The following is a 19,754-nucleotide window of genomic DNA, read 5'->3' as shown; positions in this document are numbered from 1 at the left end:
ACCGCCCGCCGGGAGGCGGGTCAACCGATCGGATGATCCTCCCGGCCGTCCGCCGGTCCCGGGCCTCCGCCCGACCGTGGGCTTCACCGGCACCCGGGCGGGGCCCCTTCGTCCGACTGGAGAACGGCGATGCCCAGCGGACGTTCTCCCGCGGCCAGGCGCCGGGTGTCGCCACTGTCCAGGTCCACGACGCTGATGCCGTTCCAGTGGCCGTCGCGGGTGAAGCCTCCGGTGACGTAGGCGGTGCACTCGTCCGCGGAGACGGCGACGGACTCGTGCGGCCCCTCCAGCGCGATCACCTTCTCCCTGCCGTCCTCCGTGCGGACGGTCAGCGACGGGCCCTCGTCCTCGGAGGGGTCGATCGGGCCCGTACCGACGATGACGAGGGTGCCGCCGGGGGTGACGGCGACACCGTGCTGGTGGGTGTCGGCCGTCAGCCGCTCGACGGTCGACCGGCCGGTCCGCGGGTCGAGCACGACGAGCCGTTCGCCCTCGAAGGGCAGGAGCAGCTTGCCGTCCGACGGGCGCACGGCCGCGTAGTGCGGTTTCAGCCAGGAGCCGAGCCCGCCCTCGGTGCCGTACGGGGCGGCTTCGAGGCTGCGGGTCTCGTGCGTGTCCGTGTCGACGACGGTGACCTCGAAGGAGTCGTGGCCGGTCGCGTAGACCTCGCGGCCGTCCCGCGCGACGTCGACGTCGAACGGGCGCCGGCCCACCGCGGTCGTGCGGGTGACCTCGTGGGTCCCGGTGTCGATGGTCTCGAGGGTTCCGTTGCCGGAGGGCACGTTGACGCCCACGTACACCTGCTCGCCGTCGGGTGCGAGGGCGATGCCCATGCCGCCGCCGCGGTACTCGCCACCGGTGACGGGGCCGAGGTTCTCCGTCTCGTACGGGATCAGGTCCAGGAGGTCGCGGTGGTGCGTGTCGACGACGGCGACGCCCTCGGCGGTGGCGACCCAGGCGCGTCCGTCCTCGCCGACGACGAGGCCGTAGGGAGCCTCGCCGACCTCGACCGAGTCGAAGGGGCCCTCGTCCGGGTCGACGAACGTGACGGTGTCGGCGCCGAAGTCGGCGACCAGCAGGGTGCCCGCGGGGGTCCTGCCCGTCGGCTCGGGCCCGGGAGCGGACGGGGCCGGAGCGGACGGGGAACCGCTCTTCCCGGCCGCCCCGTCCGGGGCGTCGGCGGCGGACGCGCAGCCGGCGAGCAGGACGGCGGAGGCGAGTACCGGCAAGACCGCGCGGGCGGCACGGCACGGTGCCGCGGGGCGCCTCACCGTACGGCCCTCAGCAGACCCGCGATCTCCCGGAAACCGCGGCGCTCCGCGTGTTCGAGGGCGGTGCGGCCGTCGCTGTCGGGGAGGTCGGGAGCGGCTCCCGCGGTGATGAGCAGTTCCACGATCTCCTGGTGGGCGTGGCCGCCGTCGCCGAGGATCACGGCTTCGAGGAGGGCGGTCCAGCCGAGCCGGTTGACGTGGTCGACGTCGACGTCGGTCTCGCGCAGCAGGGCCCTCACGTAGTCGACGTGGCCGCGCTCGGCGGCGGGGATGAGGGAGGTGCCCCCGAAACGGTTGGTGATCTTCAAGTCCGGACGCGCCGGGAGCAGTGTCCGCATCATGGCGACGCTGCCCGTGACGCCGGTGACCAGCCACGGGCTGTCGTCCTGGTCGTCCTGGGCGTTCGGGTCGGCGCCCGCCGCGACGAGCACCCGCGCGGCGGCCACGTGGTCGTGCAGGGCGGCGAGCAGCAGCGGCGTGCGCCGGCGGAGGTCCCGGGTCCCGGTCCGGGCGCCCGTGTCGAGGGCGGCGCGTACGGCGTCGGCGTCGCCGCGGGCGGCCGCGTCGAGCAGGGCGCGGTCGGGTGGGTTCATGGCGGTTCTCCTCGTGGCCGTTCGCGTCCCCGGCGTCCCGGTGGCGGTCGCGGTGGAGCGGCGGACCCGGGTCGCGTGGCACCGGGTGGCCGCGGCCTCGGCAGCGGGCGGGAGCGGCATGCCGGGGATCCTCCCGGGTGACAGGTGTGAGGGGGTCGGCGGCCCGCCCCGTCTCGGACGGGCCGCCGGCGCGGCTCCGGTGGCGCCGGGACAGGGGCCACGCGCCACCGGAGGTTCACGGGAGGGGCTTACCCGAGGACGTCCGCGCCGGCCCGGGCGAACTTCTCGTCCAGGGCGCCGGAGGGCGCGCCGGCCACGCCGATGCCCGCGATCGGAGCGTTCTTCGCGGTCACGGGGACGCCGCCCGCGAGGAACAGGGTGTTCGGGATGTCCTTCAGCGTCGGGGCGTCGTCCAGGCGCTTCACCAGCTCGGAGGTCGGCGAGTTCCAGGCCACGGCGGTGTACGCCTTCTTCACGGCCGACTCGTAGGACTGCGGCCCGGCGCCGTCGCCGCGCAGGGTGAGGACGGTGTTGCCGTTGCGGTCGACGACGGCGACGGTCACCCTCTGGCCCTCCTTCTCGGCGGCGTCGAGCGCGGCCTGCGCGGCCTTCGAGGCGGCGTCGATCGTCAGGTGGGTGGTCGTGGTGGTGGTGTTGCCCTTGACGCCTGCGGCCTGCGCGGCGGCGACGGTCCGCGTGTCGTCCGACGCGCTCGCCGAGTAGGCGCCGAAGCCCCCCAGGGCCACGGCCGCGGCGAGGGACGTGCCGGTGATGACGCGGGTGCGCTTCGAAACCCTCTTGACGTGCTTCATGAGTGGTCGGTCTCCAATGGATGGTGAAGGGGGCCGGGACGTCGGTCGCCGGTGCGTGTGGCGGAATCCCGACGGGCTCGGTGGCGGGCGGTTCCCGCCGTCCCGCTCTGGGATCCATCCTCGGCCCGGGGCCGGTACCGTCCCCTCGACGTACCGGCTGGACGCGACGCGCCGGGCGGCTGACACCCGGGTCATCCGATCGGACGACCCCCGGGGTCAGGGCCTGCCGTCCTGGCCGAGCCTGAGGTGGTGCAGCAGGAGTAACGCCGCCGCCATGCCGGAGGCCGGGACCTCGCCGGCGGCGACCAGGTCGGGGACCACTTTCAGGGGCACCCACTCCCGGCGGTCCGACTCGAAGTCGTCCACGGGGTGTCCGACGTACTCGCCCTCGTCGGACCAGTAGACGTGGTGCCGGGCGTCGGTGAGGCCGTTGGAGGGTTCCACGGTCATGAGGTGGTGCAGCGGTCCCGGCCGCCAGCCGGTCTCCTCCTCCAGTTCCCGCGCGGCGGCCCCGGCGATGTCCTCGCCGTCCTCGACCACTCCGGCCGCGAGCTCCCACCCCCAGCTGTCGGTGATGAAGCGGTGGCGCCACAGCAGGAGGACCTCGTTGGCCTCGTTGACCACCGTGGCCACGGCGACGGGCCGCAGCCGGATGAGGAAGTGGTCGAGATGCCGGCCGTCCGGCAGTTCGACATCCGCGAGATTGACGCTGAACCAGCGATTCGAGTACACGGTTTGTTCGTTCTGCTTCGTCCACTGCACGGTTCTGCCACCTTCCGACGGGTAGGGGGCAATATCGCAGCAGCGGCGGTCCGGCAGGCAGGCGCACGGGAGGCAGCCCGTGGCGCAGCGGCGGGCGCGGCGGAGGCGCGCGGCCGGGCACGGGGAGCCTTGAACCGCACCCGTGCTACAGCGGTACGCGCAGTGCCCCGTCGATGAGTTCGGCCGCCTCGGCGGTGCCCGCGCAGCCGCTGCGGACGAGGTGCTCGCGCACCTCGCGCAGTCTGTCCCGCAGCCGCTGCGACTCCATCCCCCTGGCCTGCTCGGCCATCTGCACCGCGATGGCCACCGCCTTGTCGGCGTTGCCCTGGCGCAGTTCGATGGTGCTCAGCATGGCCAGCCGGTGCACCCGGCCCCGGTCGTGCGCGGGGTTGTCCACGGCCGCCGCCGCGTGCTCCCCGGCCGCCGCCAGCTCGCCGAGGCTGAGCAGCGCCTCCGCCACCTGGACGTTGACCAGGCCGGGCTGGACATAGCCGGTCTCGTCGGGTTCGGTTCCGCGCCGGATCCGCTCGGCGGCCCGCTCGGCCCGCCGGATGCGGGACAGCGCGCTGCTGCCGTCGCCGAGGTGCGCGTACGCCTTGGCCTGCATCGCGTACAGGTCGGAGGCGAGGGCCGGGGTGATGTCGGTGCCGGCGGCGCGCAGCGCGGCCTCCGCGAAGGCGACGGCCTGCCGGTACTCCCGCATGTGCAGCGACTGGTTGACGAGCAGCGCGATCACATAGGCGCCGAGCCCCCGGTCCCCGCTGGCCTTCGCCAGCCGCAGCGCCTGGTGGAAGTAGCGCTGGGCGAGGCCGTGCGCGTCGGAGTCGTACGCGCAGATGCCGGCGACCGCCACCAGGCCGCCGGTGGCCCGGTGGAGCTGGCGGCCGGTGGCGTCGGTGTAGCGGCCGCGCAGCAGCGGGGCGGCCTCGGCGTTGAGGAAGCCGACGATCCGGGCGCGGGTCGCGACGCCGCCCGCCTTGCGGTACATCTGCTCGTAGTGGGTGCGGGCGGCGCGCAGCATGTCGAGGTCGCCGGGGGTGACCCGGTGCCGTCCGCCACGGGAGACGTCCACGTCCTCGGGCGGGTTCTCCCACTCCCATACGGGCATGACGGCGGGCGTGCCGGTGACGGCGGGGGCGCCGAGTATGTGCGGGCGGCGCTGCTGGTCGGAGCGCCACAGCGCGGTGGCCCGCTCGACGAACCCGCAGAACGAGCCGGTGTGCGGGGCGGACGGCTCGCCGGGCACGCCGAGGCCGATGTCGTCGAGGGTGACCTGGCGGTGCAGCCGGGCGGCGAGCACCTCGCAGATCAGGTCGGGCACCTGTCCCCGGGGCCGCTGCCCCTTCAGCCAGCGCGCCACGGCGGTGTGCTCGTAGCGGAGCGACACACCACGCGCCCGTCCGGCCTGGTTGACGTGCGCGGCCAGGCCCGCGTGCGAGATCCCGGCCTCGTCCAGGATCGCGTCGAGCAGAGAATTGGGCTGCATTCGGGCCCCCCGGTGGCTCGGTGCCGGACAGAGTAGTGGCTGCGCGTTCACACGGGGTGTGAACGGAGTGCTCGAATCCGCAGTGTGCGCGCACTGTCGCCGACCGTGTCCGACCGGTTGACTGAACTGCCTCGAAAGAGGCCGGCCGGGCCGCCGGCTCCCCCTCGTACAGTGCGGCGGCCCGTTTCCACGCCGTCCGCCCTGCTGCCTGCCCGACACTCCGTGGCGGGACGGACGGCGTGGCACCGCCGGTCGCGTCGGTCACGCCGGGGACTGGAGGTGGGTCGTCGGGTGCGGTTGCGTGGTGGTCGGCCGTGTGGTGGCGCGCGGTTCCGTGGGGGTGCCTCCCACATGCCGCTCGTTCCTCAGGATCAGCAGGGCCACGTCGTCCTTCGGCGGGCCGACGGTGTGCCGCAGCAGAGCCGTGAGGACCGTGCGCAGCACCGAGCGGGGTGTGAGCGGGTGTTCGCGTGCGGCCTCGGTGAGGACGTCCCGCAGCGGGAAGAACCGGCCCTCGGCGTCCCGTGCCTCCTCGGCTCCGTCCGTGTGCAGGACGAGCGCGTCGCCGGGCAGCAGGGGTCCGCAGGGCACGGCGGGGAGTTCGGGCGGCAGCGGGAACGGGCCGAGCGGCGGGAGCGGATCGGTGCGGGCGAGCGGTTCGGCCCGTGCGCCGGTCAGCAGATACGGCCAGGGGTGGCCGCAGTTCAGGGCCCGTACTCCCCCGTCCGGAAGGATCTCCAGCAGCAGGACGGTGACGAACTCCTCGCCGGGCGGGACACCCTGGGCGGCGCCCGCCGGGCCGTGTCCGCCGTGGGCCCGCTCCCGCAGGTGCCGGTCCATCGCCCGCTCCAGCCGGCGCAGCACACCGGCGAGTTCGGCCTCGTCGTGGACGGCCTCGCGGAAGCTGCCGAGGACGGCGGCGACGGTCGTCACGGCTCCGAGCCCGTGGCCGCGGACGTCACCGATGACGGCCCGTACGCCGTGCTCGGTGGCGACCACCTCGTACAGGTCGCCGCCGATCCGGGCTCCGGGGTCGGCGGAGAGGTGGACCGCGGCGGCGGCCAGGCCGTCGACCCGTGGGGGCGGGGGCCGCAGCAGCGCGCTCTGCGCGGCCTCCGCGGCCCGGCGGGCCAGCCGCAGTTCGCGCAGCAGTCGGTGCCGGACGTGCATCACCAGGCCGGTGACGATCGCGCACATCACGGCGCTGCTGACGAGGCGGGCGCCGAGGGCTTCGTCGTGGGCGAGCGGGCAGGTCAGCCGGTAGGCGACCGCGGTGGCGCCCAGGGCGGTGGGCACCGCGAGGGTGGGTACCCGTGAGGACAGGAACCGGGGTGGCACCCTGCGGGGAGCCCCGGGCTTGAAGCGGATCATGCCGATGGCCCCCCATATAGGCCCGGACAGCGCAGACCGGCCTCGAGAGGCCGGTCTGATTCTGTCGACCGTGTGGCCTGATCCGGACGTATCGACCCGGATAGTCACCCGAATGAGTGAGGTGACTGGTGGGGAAAGGGGGGCGGGGGGTGCGGGAGGTGCGCTTTGCGCCTCCCGCACCCCCCGTTTCCGGTGGTTGTCGGCCCCCTACGGGCCGGGCTCTGTGCGGTTGTCCCCGCGGGCGGCTGTGGGGATTTTTCGCCCCCGCCGCCCCTTCCCGTCCCGTCCCTGGGGGCTGCGCCCCCAGACCCCCCTTTGTCCTCAAACGCCGGACGGGCTGATTGGGCTGATCGGGCCGGGCGGGCTGGAAGGGGTGTCAGCCCCTCAGGACTGCTCCGGTGCGGTCGCTCGCCAGGGTGACCGCCGATTCCCGGGCCGCCGAGGCCTCGTCGACGGTCAGGGTGCGGTCGGTCGCTCGGAAGCGGAGTGCGTAGGCCAGGGACTTGCGGCCCTCGCCGAGCTGTTCGGCGTTCTCGTACACGTCGAACAGGCGGATGGACTCCAGCAGTTCACCGGCGCCCTCGCGCAGTGCCGCCTCGACGTCCGAGGCGGGCACGAACGCGTCGACGACCAGCGCGACGTCCTGCGTGGCGACCGGGAAGGTGGAGATGCCCGGCGCCTGCGGGATGTCGTCGCCGACCTGCTCCAGGGCGTCCAGGTCCAGCTCCATCGCGCAGCTTCGCGCGGGCAGGCCCAGGGCCTTCAGGACGCGCGGGTGCAGCTCGCCGGCGTGGCCGATGATCCGGTCCTCGCCGTCGACCGTGACGGTCAGCTCGGCGCAGCGGCCCGGGTGCCACGGGCCGTACTGGCCCTTGCGGACGCCCAGTTCGGCGCCGGCCTCACGGGCGACGGTCCGGGCGGCCTCGACCGTGTCGGCCCAGTCGGCCGCGCGGCCCTTGCCCCACCAGCCGGCCTGCTCGCGGGCGCCGGTCAGCACGACGGCGACGTGCCGCGGCTGGTCGGGCAGCGCGGCGTCCAGCGCGGCGACGTCGGCCTCGCTGGGACGCCGGTCGACGGGCAGGTTCGCGGCGACCCGCTGCTCCTCGCGCGGCCGGAAGACCAGGCCGGTCTCGAACAGCGCGAGGTCGTGCGAGCCCCGGCCGTCGTTGCGGCGCAGCGCGCCGAGCAGGCCCGGCAGCAGCGAGGTCCGCAGCGCGGGCTCCTCGTCGCTGAGCGGGTTGACCAGCTTGACGACGCGGCGGGCCGGGTCGTCGGCCTCCAGGCCGAGCTGGTCGAAGATCTGCTCGCTGACGAACGGGTAGTTCAGCGCCTCGACGTAACCGGCCCCGGCCAGGGCCCGGCCGATCCGGCGGTGCAGGCGCTGGCGGGCGGTCAGGCCGCGGCCGGCCGGCGGCTTGGGCAGCGTGGAGGGCAGGTTCTCGTAGCCCTCCAGGCGGATGACCTCTTCGGCCAGGTCGTTGGCGTCGGTGAGGTCGGGCCGCCAGGACGGCACGGTGACGATCAGCTCGTCCTTCCCGCCCGTCGCCCGACCACCACCCCCCAACGACGCGTTCCACGCGGCAGAACTTCCATAGACGTCGCAGCCGACCTCCTGGAGGCGGCGCACGACGGTCTCACGGCCGTACGTCACACCCGCGACCTTGTCCGGGTGGTCGGCGGGGGCGGTGATGGTGTGGGGCGCGGTCGGGGCGATGACCTCGGTGACACCGGCCTCGGCGGTGCCGCCGGCGAGCAGCACCAGCAGGTCGACGGTGCGCTGCGCGGCAGCGGCGGCGGCCTGCGGGTCGACGCCGCGCTCGAAGCGGCGGGACGCCTCGGAGGACAGCTTGTGGCGGCGGGCGGTGCGCGCGATGGAGACCTGGTCGAAGTGGGCGGCCTCGATCACCACGTCGCCGGTCGACTTCTCGAGGTCGTCGTGGTCGGCGATCTCCGTGTCGGCGCCGCCCATGACACCGGCGAGGCCGATGGGGCCGCGGTCGTCGGTGATGACGAGGTCCTCGGCGTGCAGCTTCCGCTCGACGCCGTCGAGGGTGACGATCTTCTCGCCCTCCTCGGCCCGGCGTACGCCGATGGTGCCCTGGACCAGGGAACGGTCGTAGGCGTGCAGCGGCTGGCCGAGCTCCATCATCACGTAGTTGGTGACGTCGACGGCGAGCGAGATCGGGCGCATGCCGACCTTCTGCAGCCGGCGCTTCAGCCAGATCGGGGAGCGCGCCTCGGGGCTGAGGCCGGTCACCGTGCGGGCGGTGAAGCGGTCGCAGCCGGCCGGGTCGTCGACCTTCACCGGGTAGCCGAAGGCGTTCGGTCCCGGCACGTCGAGCAGGGCCGGGTCGCGCAGCGGCAGGCCGTAGGCGATGGCGGTCTCGCGGGCGACGCCGCGGATGGACAGGCAGTCGCCGCGGTTGGCGGTGACGGCGATGTCCAGGACCTCGTCGACCAGTTCCAGGAGCTCGATGGCGTCCTTGCCGACCTCGGTCTCCGGCGGCAGCACGATGATGCCGTGCGTGCCGTCGTCGCCCATGCCCAGCTCGTCGGCGGAGCAGATCATGCCGTGGGAGGTCTTGCCGTAGGTCTTGCGGGCGGAGATCGAGAAGCCGCCCGGCAGGGTGGCGCCGGGGAGGACCACGACGACCTTGTCGCCGACGGCGAAGTTGCGGGCGCCGCAGACGATCTCCTGGGGCTCGCCCGTGCCGTTGGCCCGGCCCACGTCGACGGTGCAGAAGCGGATCGGCTTCTTGAAGCCCTCCAGCTCCTCGATGGTCAGCACCTGGCCGACGACGAGGGGGCCCTTGAGGTCGGCGCCGAGGTGCTCGACGGTCTCGACCTCGAGACCGGCCGAAATGAGCTTGGCCTGTACGTCACGGCCGGTCTCCGTCGCCGGCAGGTCGACGTACTCCCGCAGCCAAGAAAGCGGGATCCGCATCAGATCTCCATCCCGAACGGCCGGGTGAACCGGACGTCACCCTCGACCATGTCTCGCATGTCCTCGACGTTGTGGCGGAACATCAGCATCCGCTCGATGCCGAACCCGAAGGCGAAGCCGCTGTACTTCTCGGGGTCGACGCCGCAGGCGGTGAGCACCCGCGGGTTGACCATGCCGCAGCCGCCCAGCTCGATCCAGCCCTCGCTGGAGCAGGTGCGGCAGGGACGGTCGGGGTTGCCGACGGACGCGCCCTTGCAGACGTAGCAGAGCATGTCCATCTCGGCGCTCGGCTCGGTGAAGGGGAAGAAGTTCGGCCGCAGCCGGGTCTTCATCTCCGCGCCGAACAGCGACTGGACCATGTGGTCCAGGGTGCCCTTGAGGTCCGCCATGGTCAGGCCCTCGTCCACGGCGAGCAGCTCGACCTGGTGGAAGACGGGGGTGTGCGTGGCGTCCAGCTCGTCGGTGCGGTACACGCGGCCGGGGCAGATCACGTAGACCGGCAGCTCCCGGTCGAGCAGGGAGCGGATCTGCACGGGCGAGGTGTGGGTGCGCAGCACGACACCGGACTCGGTGCCGCCCTCGGGGCCCTGCACGAAGAAGGTGTCGGCCTCGCCGCGGGCCGGGTGGTCCGGGCCGATGTTGAGGGCGTCGAAGTTGAACCACTCGGCCTCGACCTGGGGGCCCTCGGCGACCTCGTAGCCCATGGCCACGAAGATGTCCTCGATGCGCTCCGACAGCGTGGTGAGCGGGTGGCGGGCGCCGGCCGGGACGCGGTCGTAGGGCAGCGTGACGTCCACGGCCTCCTCGACCAGGACGCGCGCGTCGCGCTCGGCCTCGAGTTCGGCCTGGCGGGCGGCGAGGGCCTTGTTCACGGCACCGCGCGCCTGGCCGACGCGTTTGCCCGCCTCGGCCTTGGCGTGCGGCGGCAGGGCGCCGATCTCGCGGTTGGCCAGCGACAGCGGGGAGGTGCCGCCGGTGTGGGCGACCTTGGCCTCCTGGAGCGCGTCGAGGGAGTCCGCGGCGGCGAAGGCGGCGAGCGCCTCGTCCCGCATGCGCTCGATCTCTTCCGGTTTCAACGCCTCGACCTCGACAGGGTCGTACGACTTATTGGGTGCCGACATCTCTTCCCGTGCTTCCGATTGGCTGGCTGATGGTCCCCGTACCGACTCGTGGACGGTGCGTCCAGGTTTTTGGGACACAAAGGTGCCAAAGGCCGAGTCTAACGGGGTGAGGGAACGCGAATGCGCCCGTGGGGCCTTCGGACGTCTCAGGTGAGATACGCCGGTGCCGCCACGGGCAACGTAAATCGGAACTGTGCGCCGCCGCCGGGGGCGCGTCCGACCGTGATGGTGCCGCCGTGGGCCTCGACGATGCCCTTGACGATGTACAGCCCGAGGCCCGTCCCGCCGCGCTTGCTGCCCCGCCAGAAGCGGGTGAAGACGCGGTTCATGGACTCCTCCGGAATGCCGGGCCCCTCGTCGCTCACCGTGACCGACGTGCCGGTGTCCTCCCGTTCGCGGGGGGACGCCGAGGGCGTGATGTCAATCGTGACGGTTCCCTCGCCGTGCCGCACCGCATTTTCCAGCAGGTTGCTGAGCACCTGGTCGACCTTGTCGGGGTCGGCCCACAGGTCGGGCAGCGGGTGCTGCACGCGGAGCAGGAAGCGGTCGGCCTGTTGTCCGGCGGCGACGTAGGCCTGGATGTGCCGTCCGACGGCGGCCCCGATGTCGACGGGCTGGCGGCGCACCTCCAGGCGTCCGGAGTCGATGCGGGATATGTCGAGCAGCTCGGCGATGAGCCGGGTGACCCGGTCGGCGTCGGCGTCGACGGTCTCCAGCATCAGCCGTTTCTGGTCGTCGGTGAACCGTTCCCACTTGGCGAGCAGGGTGGCGGTGAAGCCCTTGACGGAGGTGAGCGGGGAGCGCAGTTCGTGGGCGACGGTGGCGATCAGCTCGGCGTGGCTGCGCTCGGTGCGGCGCCGGGCCTCGGTGTCGCGCAGGGTGACGACGACGCGGCGGACGGGGCCGGTGGGTTCGGCGCGGACGTAGCGGGCGGAGACGAGGACTTCCCGGCCGCCGGGGAGCAGCAGGTTGCGTTCGGGCTGGCGGACGCGGATGGCGAGGCCGCCGTAGGGGTCGGTGAGCTGCCACCAGCGGCGGCCCTCCAGGTCCTCTAACGGCAGGGCGGTCTCCAGTGGCTGTCCGAGGGCCTGCTCGGCGGGGACGGCCGTGATGCGGGCGGCCGCCGCGTTGAAGCAGATCACCCGCCCGTGCTCGTCGGCGACGACGAGTCCGTCGGGCAGCTGGTCGGGGTCGATGCCGAGTTCGGCGAGATCACCGGGCCGGGGCGCGGGCGGGCGCGCCGCCCGCCGTGCGCCCGGTGCGCTGCTCGTGCCGACGCTCATCCCCGTACCCCACCTCTCGGAACGTCCTCGGGGCGCCCCGTGCTCGAGCCCTGCCGAGAGCCTGGGGGAGGGTCCCCGAGCTGGTCACCCTACTAGTTCCCGGTGACGGAGCGGCACCCTCCGGCGGCGCGCTGTGCACGTGCCGACGCGTAGAGACATACGGCGGCGGCGGTGGCGAGGTTCAGGCTCTCCGCCTTTCCGTGGATGGGGACGCGGACGACGGCGTCGGTGAGGGCGCGGGTCTCCTCGGGCAGGCCCCAGGCCTCGTTGCCGAAGACCCAGGCGGTGGGCCCGCCCATGGTGCCCTTGTCGAGCTCGTCGTCGAGGTCCCGGTCCCCGGCGCCGTCGGCGGCGAGCAGCCGCACGCCCGCGTCCCGCAGTCCGCTCACGGCCTGTTCGACGGGGACGCCGACGGCGACGGGCAGGTGGAACAGGGAGCCGACGGAGGCGCGTACGGCCTTGGGGTTGTACAGGTCGACGGAGGCGTCGGTGAGGACGACGGCCTCGGCTCCGGCGGCGTCGGCGCAGCGCAGCACGGTGCCGGCGTTCCCGGGGTCGCGCACGTGCGCGAGGACGGCGACGAGCTTCGGCCGGGCGGCGAGGATCTCCTGGAACGGCGTGTCCAGGAACCGGCACACCCCGACGAGCCCCTGGGGGGTGACGGTGGTGGAGATGTCGGCGATGACGTCCTCGGAGGCGAGGTGGATCCGCGCGCCCGCGTCGCGGGCCGCCCCGATGATGTCGGCGTACCGCTCGGCGGCCTCGACGGTGGCGAACAGCTCGACGAGCGTGTCCCCGTGGGCGGCGGCCTCCCGCACGGCCTGCGGCCCCTCGGCGAGGAACAGCCGCTCCTTCCCCCGGAAGTTCCGCCTACCGAGCCGCCGGGCGGCGGCGACGCGGTGGGAACGGGGGGAGATCAGCTCGGGGCTGACGGGGACCATCTTCTTCACCTTCGGGAGATCTCGACGCACAGCACGTTTCCGGGTGAGTGCGCGCAGCGACGGGACTGCGCAGCCGACGGGGCTGCGAGCACCCAGGGGCGCGGGGAACTGCGCGACCAGCCCCGACGCACCCGCAGTCGCACGGTTCGCCGCGCCACCGCGCAACAGCAGGACCCGCAAGCTTCAAGCCTGCGGGTCCTGCAGTCACGTCGGCTCAAAGCCGGCGCAGCGTCACGCGGCCTTGGGCGCGTTCACGTCCGCCGGCAGCGCCTTCTGCGCGACCTCGACCAGCGCCGCGAAGGCGGTCGCGTCGTTGACGGCCAGCTCCGCGAGGATCTTGCGGTCGACCTCGACGTTCGCGGCCTTCAGGCCCTGGATGAAGCGGTTGTACGTGATGCCGTTGGCGCGGGCAGCGGCGTTGATGCGCTGGATCCACAGCTGGCGGAAGTCACCCTTGCGCTTCTTGCGGTCGTTGTAGTTGTAGACCAGCGAGTGGGTGACCTGCTCCTTGGCCTTGCGGTACAGGCGCGAGCGCTGACCGCGGTAGCCGGAGGCCTGCTCGAGGATCGCCCGGCGCTTCTTGTGGGCGTTGACTGCCCGCTTGACGCGTGCCACTTGTTAACTCCTTGTAGCGGGGCCGTGGTTGTCCTCACACGACCCGGTATCGATTGGGTCCCGGTCCTGCCGTACGGCGCTCAGCGGCGCCCGTACGTCACTTGCCGAGAAGCTTCTTGATCTTCGCGGCGTCGCCCGGGGCCATCTCGGCGTTGCCGGTGAGGCGACGCGTCACGCGGGACGACTTGTGCTCGAGCAGGTGGCGCTTGCCGGCGCGCTCACGGAGCACCTTGCCGGAGCCGGTGACCTTGAAGCGCTTGCTGGCACCGCTGTGCGACTTGTTCTTCGGCATAGCGCCGTTCTCTCCTCGTCGGTGGCGCTCCGATGCCCGGTCATGAGAACCGGGCACGGTGGAGCGTCGTACTTGTTTCGGTTGCTTCCTGGGGCTCGCGCCCCCGGGAGTCACGCCTCGGCAGGCTCCTCGGCCGGCTGGGCCTCGGCGTCCGCGGCGTTCTGCGACTTGCCGGGGTTGGCCTTCGCCTCCGCCTTGCGGGCTTCCTGCGCCTGGCGGGCCTCGGCCATCGCCTCGGTCTTCTTCTTGTGCGGACCGAGAACCATGATCATGTTGCGGCCGTCCTGCTTCGGGTTCGACTCCACGAAACCGAGGTCCTGGACGTCCTCCGCGAGACGCTGCAGCAGTCGGTAGCCGAGCTCCGGCCGGGACTGCTCGCGACCACGGAACATGATCGTGATCTTGACCTTGTCGCCCTGCTTGAGGAACCGGACGACGTGACCCTTCTTGGTGTCATAGTCGTGCGGGTCGATCTTCGGCCGGAGCTTCATCTCCTTGATGACCGTGTGCGCCTGGTTCTTGCGCGCCTCACGGGCCTTCATGGCCGACTCGTACTTGAACTTCCCGTAGTCCATGAGCTTGCACACGGGCGGACGGGCGTTCGCCGCGACCTCGACGAGATCGAGGTCGTACTCCTGCGCAAGCTCCAGGGCCTTGGCAAGCGGGACAATCCCGACCTGCTCGCCGCTGGGACCGACAAGTCGCACCTCGGGAACGCGAATCCGGTCGTTGATGCGGGGCTCGGCGCTGATGGATCCTCCTCGGTAGCACCACGCGACGGTCTGGCGGACAGCCGCGTAACGTCTGTATGCGTAAGACCTAACCGCGCCGAAGCAGAAAAAATGCCCCGGACGATCACAGGCGGGGCTCCTCGAACTACCGGAGCACCGCCACGGGGACCGCGGGGCGCGCTTTCGGGCGGACCGCCGCCTCGGGGACGGGACCGCCTGACCGGTGACCCGCCGCCCTGAGGGCGGCCAGGTGGGAGTTCGAAGCCTCCACTTGTGGGCCGGGCTCGCGGGCCGTGAGGCATACGGGTCCGACCGGTCGTTACACAAGGTTAGCAGCTCCCGGTGAGGTGCACCAACCGGCCGTCTCCCGCCTCCTGGCGTCAGGGGGGCGCCCCGCTGCGCCTATCGTGTGGGGCATGAGTGACACCTCCCCCTCGGACACCCCCGAGACCCCCGGCAACCCCGACTTCGACGCCATGGCCCGCGACATCGCGGAGGTCCCGGCGGTCGAGGTGATCGTGACGGTCGCCGTCAACCTGATGAGCGCCGCCGCCGTGAAGCTCGGTCTGACCGAGGAGGGCGACAAGTTCAAGGACCTGGACGAGGCCCGCAAGCTGGTGCACGCGCTGGCCGGTCTGCTGGACGCCTCCGCGACGGAGATCAGCTCGTTCCACGCGGCGCCGCTGCGCGACGGTCTGAAGTCGCTCCAGCTCGCGTTCCGCGAGGCCTCCCTGGTCCCGGACGAGACCGGCCAGGGCCCGGGTGAGAAGTACACCGGACCGCTCTACGGCTAGGCAGTCAGGGACGTACGTACAGGGGCTCGCCCGGAGGTGTGGTCCCGGCCGGCAGGACTGCCAGGTCGAGGCCGCGCACCAGGCGGGCCCTCAGTGTCTCGTCGGCGGCCAGCCGCCGGGCCACGGCGCGGGCGGCCTCGGCGGCGGGCGCGGCGGGGTCGAGGACGAGGGCGAGGGTGCCGTCGGCCTGGCCCGGCCCGAGGTGGGCGCGCAGCACGGCGGGCTCCGCGGCGACGGCGGCCCGTACGGCCTCGACGACGGCCGGGTCGGCGAGCGGGGCGGTGCTGGTGCGGCCCTCGGCGAGGGCGAGCAGCGCGGGGCCGGTCAGTTCGAAGGGCACCGGGCCCGACATGTCCAGGATCACCGTGTCCGCCTTCTCGTGCGCGGCGGCCTGCAGGGCCTGGTGCAGCGGTACGGCGACGGGGCGGGCCGCCGGGTCCCAGCGGGCGAGCGACTCGGTGGACGTGAAGGCGGGCAGGGCGGTGCGCCCGCCGGCCTTCAGGGTCGGTACGGCCATGTCGCTGGTCTTCTCGCGGCGCAGCCCGCCCTCCCGTCGCCCGCCACCACCCTTCCAAGGAGCTTCGCACCCCTCCTCATCGTCCTCCTCGACCTCGCCGAGGATGGCCACGACCGGGACGAGCAGCCGGGCGCCCTTGAGCGCCTCCAGGACGGGGCCGACGGCGTTGCCGTCCTCGGCCCAGGCGGCGAGCGCGGCGCTCAGCCGGGGGTCGGCGGTGCCGTCGTCGTCGCGGAACGGGGAGTCGGGAATGTTCTTGTTCGCCACGGTCACCGACCCTATCGGGGGGTGGACGGTGTTCCTCACCGGCCTCTCACCGAGATCTGAGCCGGCTCTCAGCTCCGTCCGACGGTCCGCACAGCCACCGCCTCGACCATCGCGGCCATGGACTCCTCCAGCAGACCGCGGCGGCGCCGTCGTGCCCGCCGGTCCCGGCGCCGTGCCCTGCTCTCCCTCGCCCTCGCCCTGGCCGCCGTCGGGTGCGGTACGGCGGCGGGGGCGATGTACATGACCTCGTGGGCGCACCCGCGGGCGGCGGGAACCGTATCCTCGTCGGCCTCGCGGGCGACCGAAGGGGAGGAAGCGGTGGTGGAGAGCATGACGGAAGCGGCGGTGGACCGGGACGCGTCGCTGGCGGCGGCCATGGAGCCGGTGGGCGTGGCGGACGGCGCCGAGGTGTCGGTGGCGGTGCTCGATCCGGACTCCGGGGAGAGCGCCTCGTACGGAGGGGGCGCCTTCGACACGGCGAGCATCGTCAAGGTCGACGTCCTGGCGGCGCTGCTGCTCCGGGCGCAGGACGCGGGGCGGACGCTGACCGCCGAGGAGAGGACGTACGCCGCCGCCATGATCGAGAACAGTGACAACGACTCCACGTCGGCGCTGTGGCGGGCGATCGGGGCGGCGGACGGGCTCGACGCCGCGAACGAGCGGTTCGGGCTGACGGGGACGACGGGCGGGGACGGCCCGCTGTGGGGGCTGACGCAGACCACGGCCGCCGACCAGATCACGCTGCTGCGGCAGGTGTTCGACGCGGAGGGCTCACGACTGGACGACGCCTCACGGGCGTATGTGCGGGAGCTGATGGAGCGGATCGCCGTGGGGCAGCGGTGGGGGGTGTCCGCGGCGGCCGACGGTGCGCAATGGGCGTTGAAGAACGGCTGGCTGCGGCGGAGCACCACCGGGCTGTGGGTGATCAACAGCATCGGGTGGGTGACGGCGGGCGGCCACGGCTGTCTGGTGGCGGTGCTGTCGCGGGGCAGCGCGACCCAGGAGGAGGGGATCGCGCTGGTCGAGGCCGCGGCGCGGGCGGCGGTGTCCGTGTTCACCGAGGGCACCGATGACACCGCGGGTGACGCGGCCGGGGCTCAGCCCTCGTCGTAGCGGGCGCGGCGGCCGCGCCACAGGACCACCGCGGCGACCAGCAGCACACCGCCCGCGCCGCCCGCCAGGGGGGCCGCCCAGTCGGCGGTGTCGTCGTCGGAGCCGGCGGTGTCCGGGCCGGGGCCGAAGTACTTGTCGCCGTACGCCGCCGACTTCAGGCCCTCCGGCTCGAGCCGGGACGCGGCCTCGATCGCGGCGGCCGGGTCGATGAAGCCGAAGCCGCGGGAGTCGTCGCGGCCGTCGGCGGGGGCGTTGCGGGCGGTGTCCTCCAGGAGCCGCTTGATCTGGGCCGGGGCCAGGTCCGGGTGGGCCGCCTTGACCAGGGCGACGGCGCCGGAGACGAACGCGGCGGCGGCGCTGGTGCCCCAGCCCTCGTAGTACTTGTGGTCGGGGTCGGCGATGATCACGTCGACGCCGGGGGCGCTGACCGTGGCGTACCAGCGGCGGGTGGAGAACGGGGCGCGGGTGCCGTAGCGGTCGACGGCGGTGGCGGCGATGACGCCCGGGTAGGCGGCCGGGTAGGAGACGTGGTCGCCCTTCTCGCCGCCGTTCCCGGCGGAGGCGACGACGGTCACGCCCTTGCGCAGGGCGTACTGGATGGCCTGGTCCTCGCCGGGTTCGGGGTGCGCGGAGGCGGAGTCGTCGCCGAGGGAGAGGTTGATGACGTCGGCGCCGTTGTCGGCGGCCCAGCGGATGCCCTCGGCGAGGGCGTTGCCGCGGGTCTTGCGGGCCTTGGCGCGGGAGTCGTCGCCGTCCTCCAGGATCACGCGGACGGGGAGGATCTTCGCCTCGGGCGCGATGCCCATGACGCCGTCGGCGTTGCCTGGGCCGTGCCCGTGGCCGGCGATGATGCCGGCCATGGCGGTGCCGTGGCGGGCCCAGGCGCGGTCGCCCTCGCTCGCGCCGAAGCCGACGAGGTCCTTGCCGGCGAGGACGTTGCCGTCGAGGTCGGGGTGGTCGGCCTCGACGCCGGTGTCCAGGACGGCGACGGTGACGCCCGCGCCCTTCGTGGTCCGCCACGCCTCCTCGGTGTGCATGGCCTCCAGGGACCACTGCCGGGCGCGGATGCCGTCGGCGTGCGCGGTGGTGGCGGGGACGAGCACGAGGGCGGTGGCGAGGAGGCCGCCGAGTGCCGCCGCGGCGGGGCGCCGGCCGGTGACGGGCCTCATGACGGCTGCTCCGTGACGGTGCCGGCCTTCTTGCGCAGGCCGCGTTCGACGCGGTCGGCGAGGCCCTGGGCCTCGTGGCCGAGGCCTGACTGAGCGGGGGCGGTGGTGGCTCCGGACTCCATGGCGTCCTCGGCGGGTTGCGGGGTGTCGACGGTGCGGCCGTCGGCCCAGCCGGAGACGGCGTAGACGACGACGGGGGCGTCCGTGAGGACGGAGACCGTCCAGGTGGCGCGCTGTTCGGCGCCGAAGTCCGCGGCTGCGGTGCCCTTCGCGGCGTACGGCAGGGGCATCAGGTCGGCACGGCGGTCCAGGCGTTCGGTGTCGAAGCGGCGGGCGAGGGAGGTCATGGCGGCGGCGTCGGCCTTGGTGAAGAGCAGGCCGACGGTGGTGACGTGGCTCTGGGTGGCGTCGGTGTAGGTGGCGCGCAGCAGGCGCTCGCAGCCGACGGGGGCGAGGACCTTGCGGAGCAGGGCGTCGAAGGCGTCCTCGCAGCCGCTGTCGGGGGCCACGGCGATACGGGTCCAGGTCCGGTCGGCGCCGCCGGGGCCCGCGCCCTTGCCCTGAAGGGTGGGCGGGAACAGCTGGTCGACCGGGACGTCGTGCCACATGTCCCGGGCCGCGGCGAAGCCGCTTCGGGCGCCCGGCCCGTCGGAGTCCCCGGCGAGCCAGCTTCCGGTGACGGCACCGCCGATGAGTCCCGTCCCGAGGACGAGACAGGCGGCGGCCGCGACGGCCTGTGACCGCCCCCGCCGCCCGAGCGGCCGGGGCCGCGCGCCCTCGTCGTACCCCTCGGGCTCCCCGAACGACACCACGGGCCGCCCCGCTCCGGGCGTACCGCCCGGCGCCATGGGGGCGCTCCAGGAGAGCGCGGGATCGGGAGCGCCCTCCGGGTCCGTCCCGGGGCGGCGCTCTCGACCGGTGCCCGGCCGCGCGTCCGGGGCCGCCTCGCCGGCGCCGGGCCGCCACGCGGGGCGGGCCGGCGCGTACGCCGAGCCCGCTCCGGCACGGTCCGCGCCGCCGGAGCCCGGCCGTGCCTCCGGCACGACGCGCAGGCGGGTGGTGGTCTCCGAGGGGGTTTCGGGAGGCGTGGCCGTGCCACCCGCGGTGGGCCGGCGGGTGGGCTGCGGCGGTACGGAGGGTGAGCCGGCCCTCTGGCCTGCGGTCGGCGGTGTGTCGGGGAAGCGGGCGGAAGCACGCGGAGGCGGGGGCGCGACGGGGTCCGTACCGGCGGGCACGCCGTCCCCGAGGCCCGGAGAACGCGGCGGCCCGGCATCCCCCGCCGACGAACGCGCGGGTTCACGGGACCCGAACCCACCGGAACCACCCACGGTGCGCCCACGAGGCACACCCGCACCACCGGCGTCCGCACCGGCGGAAACCCCCGCCGACGGACCCGCCGACTCACGAGCCCCGAACCCACCGGAACCACCCGCGGTGCGCCCACGGGGCGCGCTCGCGTCACCGGCGTCCGTACCGGCGGGACGGCCCGTCGGCGGACGCGTGGGGTCGAACGCGCCCGCGCCGTGCGAGGTCTCCCCACGGGGGCCGTCGGTGTCCGTGCGGGCCGGTTCGCGGGGGGTGAAGAGGCCGGAGCCGCCGGAGGTGTGGTCCCGGGGGGCACCGGCCTCCGGGCGGGCCGGGTGCTCCTGGCCCTCCCGCTCGTCCGTGGCGG

Annotated in this window: 19 protein-coding genes; 2 read left to right on the top strand and 17 right to left on the bottom strand. The window is 73.7% G+C overall.

Annotated elements, in window-relative coordinates; translation table 11 throughout:
- Positions 1-83: 83 nt before the first annotated feature.
- The 13 genes from ACZ62B_RS25555 to infC all read right to left on the bottom strand — a co-directional run bounded on the left by ACZ62B_RS25555 (position 84) and on the right by infC (position 14,243).
- Positions 84-1,271 (bottom strand): YncE family protein, encoded by a 1,188-nt coding sequence (locus ACZ62B_RS25555; RefSeq protein WP_469692204.1) that lies wholly within the window; start codon positions 1,269-1,271, stop codon positions 84-86.
- The gene (locus ACZ62B_RS25550; RefSeq protein ID WP_468720350.1) at positions 1,268-1,864 is read right to left on the bottom strand and encodes an ankyrin repeat domain-containing protein; all 597 of its coding nucleotides are present in this window, start codon (positions 1,862-1,864) and stop codon (positions 1,268-1,270) included. The genes ACZ62B_RS25555 and ACZ62B_RS25550 overlap by 4 nt, the downstream gene beginning before the upstream one ends.
- 248 nt (positions 1,865-2,112) lie before the next feature.
- Entirely contained in the window at positions 2,113-2,676 is a 564-nt protein-coding gene (locus ACZ62B_RS25545) for a GlcG/HbpS family heme-binding protein (RefSeq protein ID WP_344560550.1), read from the bottom strand.
- A gap of 216 nt (positions 2,677-2,892) precedes the next feature.
- Positions 2,893-3,438, bottom strand: a complete 546-nt coding sequence (locus ACZ62B_RS25540) for an NUDIX hydrolase (RefSeq protein ID WP_468720348.1) — start codon at positions 3,436-3,438, stop codon at positions 2,893-2,895.
- 145 nt (positions 3,439-3,583) lie between these two features.
- Positions 3,584-4,924, bottom strand: coding sequence for a transcriptional regulator (locus ACZ62B_RS25535; protein ID WP_469692202.1), 1,341 nt, complete (start codon positions 4,922-4,924; stop codon positions 3,584-3,586).
- 261 nt (positions 4,925-5,185) lie between these two features.
- Entirely contained in the window at positions 5,186-6,295 is a 1,110-nt protein-coding gene (locus tag ACZ62B_RS25530; protein ID WP_468887932.1) for a PP2C family protein-serine/threonine phosphatase, read from the bottom strand.
- Between the two features lie 376 nt (positions 6,296-6,671).
- Complete coding sequence (gene pheT / locus ACZ62B_RS25525) at positions 6,672-9,239, bottom strand: phenylalanine--tRNA ligase subunit beta (protein WP_469692200.1); 2,568 nt, start codon at positions 9,237-9,239, stop codon at positions 6,672-6,674.
- Complete coding sequence (gene pheS / locus ACZ62B_RS25520; protein ID WP_344560545.1) at positions 9,239-10,360, bottom strand: phenylalanine--tRNA ligase subunit alpha; 1,122 nt, start codon at positions 10,358-10,360, stop codon at positions 9,239-9,241. Before pheS ends, pheT begins: the two co-directional genes overlap by 1 nt.
- Before the next feature lie 146 nt (positions 10,361-10,506).
- On the bottom strand, positions 10,507-11,643 hold the full coding sequence (locus tag ACZ62B_RS25515; RefSeq protein ID WP_344560544.1) for a sensor histidine kinase: 1,137 nt from the start codon (positions 11,641-11,643) through the stop codon (positions 10,507-10,509).
- A 92-nt stretch (positions 11,644-11,735) separates the two neighbouring features.
- A complete protein-coding gene (locus ACZ62B_RS25510) occupies positions 11,736-12,584 on the bottom strand; it encodes a TrmH family RNA methyltransferase (RefSeq protein WP_344560543.1) in 849 nt (282 codons plus the stop codon).
- 231 nt (positions 12,585-12,815) lie between these two features.
- The gene (gene rplT / locus ACZ62B_RS25505) at positions 12,816-13,199 is read right to left on the bottom strand and encodes a 50S ribosomal protein L20 (protein WP_004933571.1); all 384 of its coding nucleotides are present in this window, start codon (positions 13,197-13,199) and stop codon (positions 12,816-12,818) included.
- Between the two features lie 97 nt (positions 13,200-13,296).
- Positions 13,297-13,491 (bottom strand): 50S ribosomal protein L35, encoded by a 195-nt coding sequence (rpmI, locus tag ACZ62B_RS25500; protein WP_004933563.1) that lies wholly within the window; start codon positions 13,489-13,491, stop codon positions 13,297-13,299.
- Between the two features lie 110 nt (positions 13,492-13,601).
- Complete coding sequence (infC, locus tag ACZ62B_RS25495; protein WP_073933682.1) at positions 13,602-14,243, bottom strand: translation initiation factor IF-3; 642 nt, start codon at positions 14,241-14,243, stop codon at positions 13,602-13,604.
- Between the two features lie 395 nt (positions 14,244-14,638).
- On the opposite strand from infC, the gene ACZ62B_RS25490 reads away from it, so the two are divergent.
- Positions 14,639-15,016 (top strand): DUF1844 domain-containing protein, encoded by a 378-nt coding sequence (locus tag ACZ62B_RS25490; protein ID WP_385058675.1) that lies wholly within the window; start codon positions 14,639-14,641, stop codon positions 15,014-15,016.
- 4 nt (positions 15,017-15,020) lie between these two features.
- Here ACZ62B_RS25490 and ACZ62B_RS25485 read toward each other — a convergent pair whose 3' ends face one another.
- Together ACZ62B_RS25485 and ACZ62B_RS25480 are read right to left on the bottom strand one after the other, a co-directional pair.
- A complete protein-coding gene (locus tag ACZ62B_RS25485; RefSeq protein WP_344560541.1) occupies positions 15,021-15,800 on the bottom strand; it encodes an SseB family protein in 780 nt (259 codons plus the stop codon).
- Between the two features lie 68 nt (positions 15,801-15,868).
- Complete coding sequence (locus ACZ62B_RS25480) at positions 15,869-16,132, bottom strand: hypothetical protein (RefSeq protein WP_468887966.1); 264 nt, start codon at positions 16,130-16,132, stop codon at positions 15,869-15,871.
- On the opposite strand from ACZ62B_RS25480, the gene ACZ62B_RS25475 reads away from it, so the two are divergent.
- Positions 16,035-16,913 carry a serine hydrolase gene (locus ACZ62B_RS25475; RefSeq protein ID WP_469692302.1) on the top strand — a complete coding sequence of 293 codons (879 nt, stop codon included), beginning with the start codon at positions 16,035-16,037 and terminating at the stop codon, positions 16,911-16,913. The genes ACZ62B_RS25480 and ACZ62B_RS25475 overlap by 98 nt on opposite strands.
- On the opposite strand, the gene mycP is transcribed toward ACZ62B_RS25475, so the two are convergent.
- Positions 16,898-18,082 carry a type VII secretion-associated serine protease mycosin gene (gene mycP, locus ACZ62B_RS25470; protein ID WP_468885575.1) on the bottom strand — a complete coding sequence of 395 codons (1,185 nt, stop codon included), beginning with the start codon at positions 18,080-18,082 and terminating at the stop codon, positions 16,898-16,900. The genes ACZ62B_RS25475 and mycP overlap by 16 nt on opposite strands.
- Positions 18,079-19,125, bottom strand: a complete 1,047-nt coding sequence (locus tag ACZ62B_RS25465; protein ID WP_469692197.1) for a hypothetical protein — start codon at positions 19,123-19,125, stop codon at positions 18,079-18,081. The genes mycP and ACZ62B_RS25465 overlap by 4 nt, the downstream gene beginning before the upstream one ends.
- Positions 19,126-19,754: the final 629 nt, after the last annotated feature.

The organism is Streptomyces sp. NPDC053426, from assembly GCF_055585405.1.
Note: the sequence above shows the minus strand (reverse complement) of the source record. Positions and strands in the feature narration are given on the sequence as shown.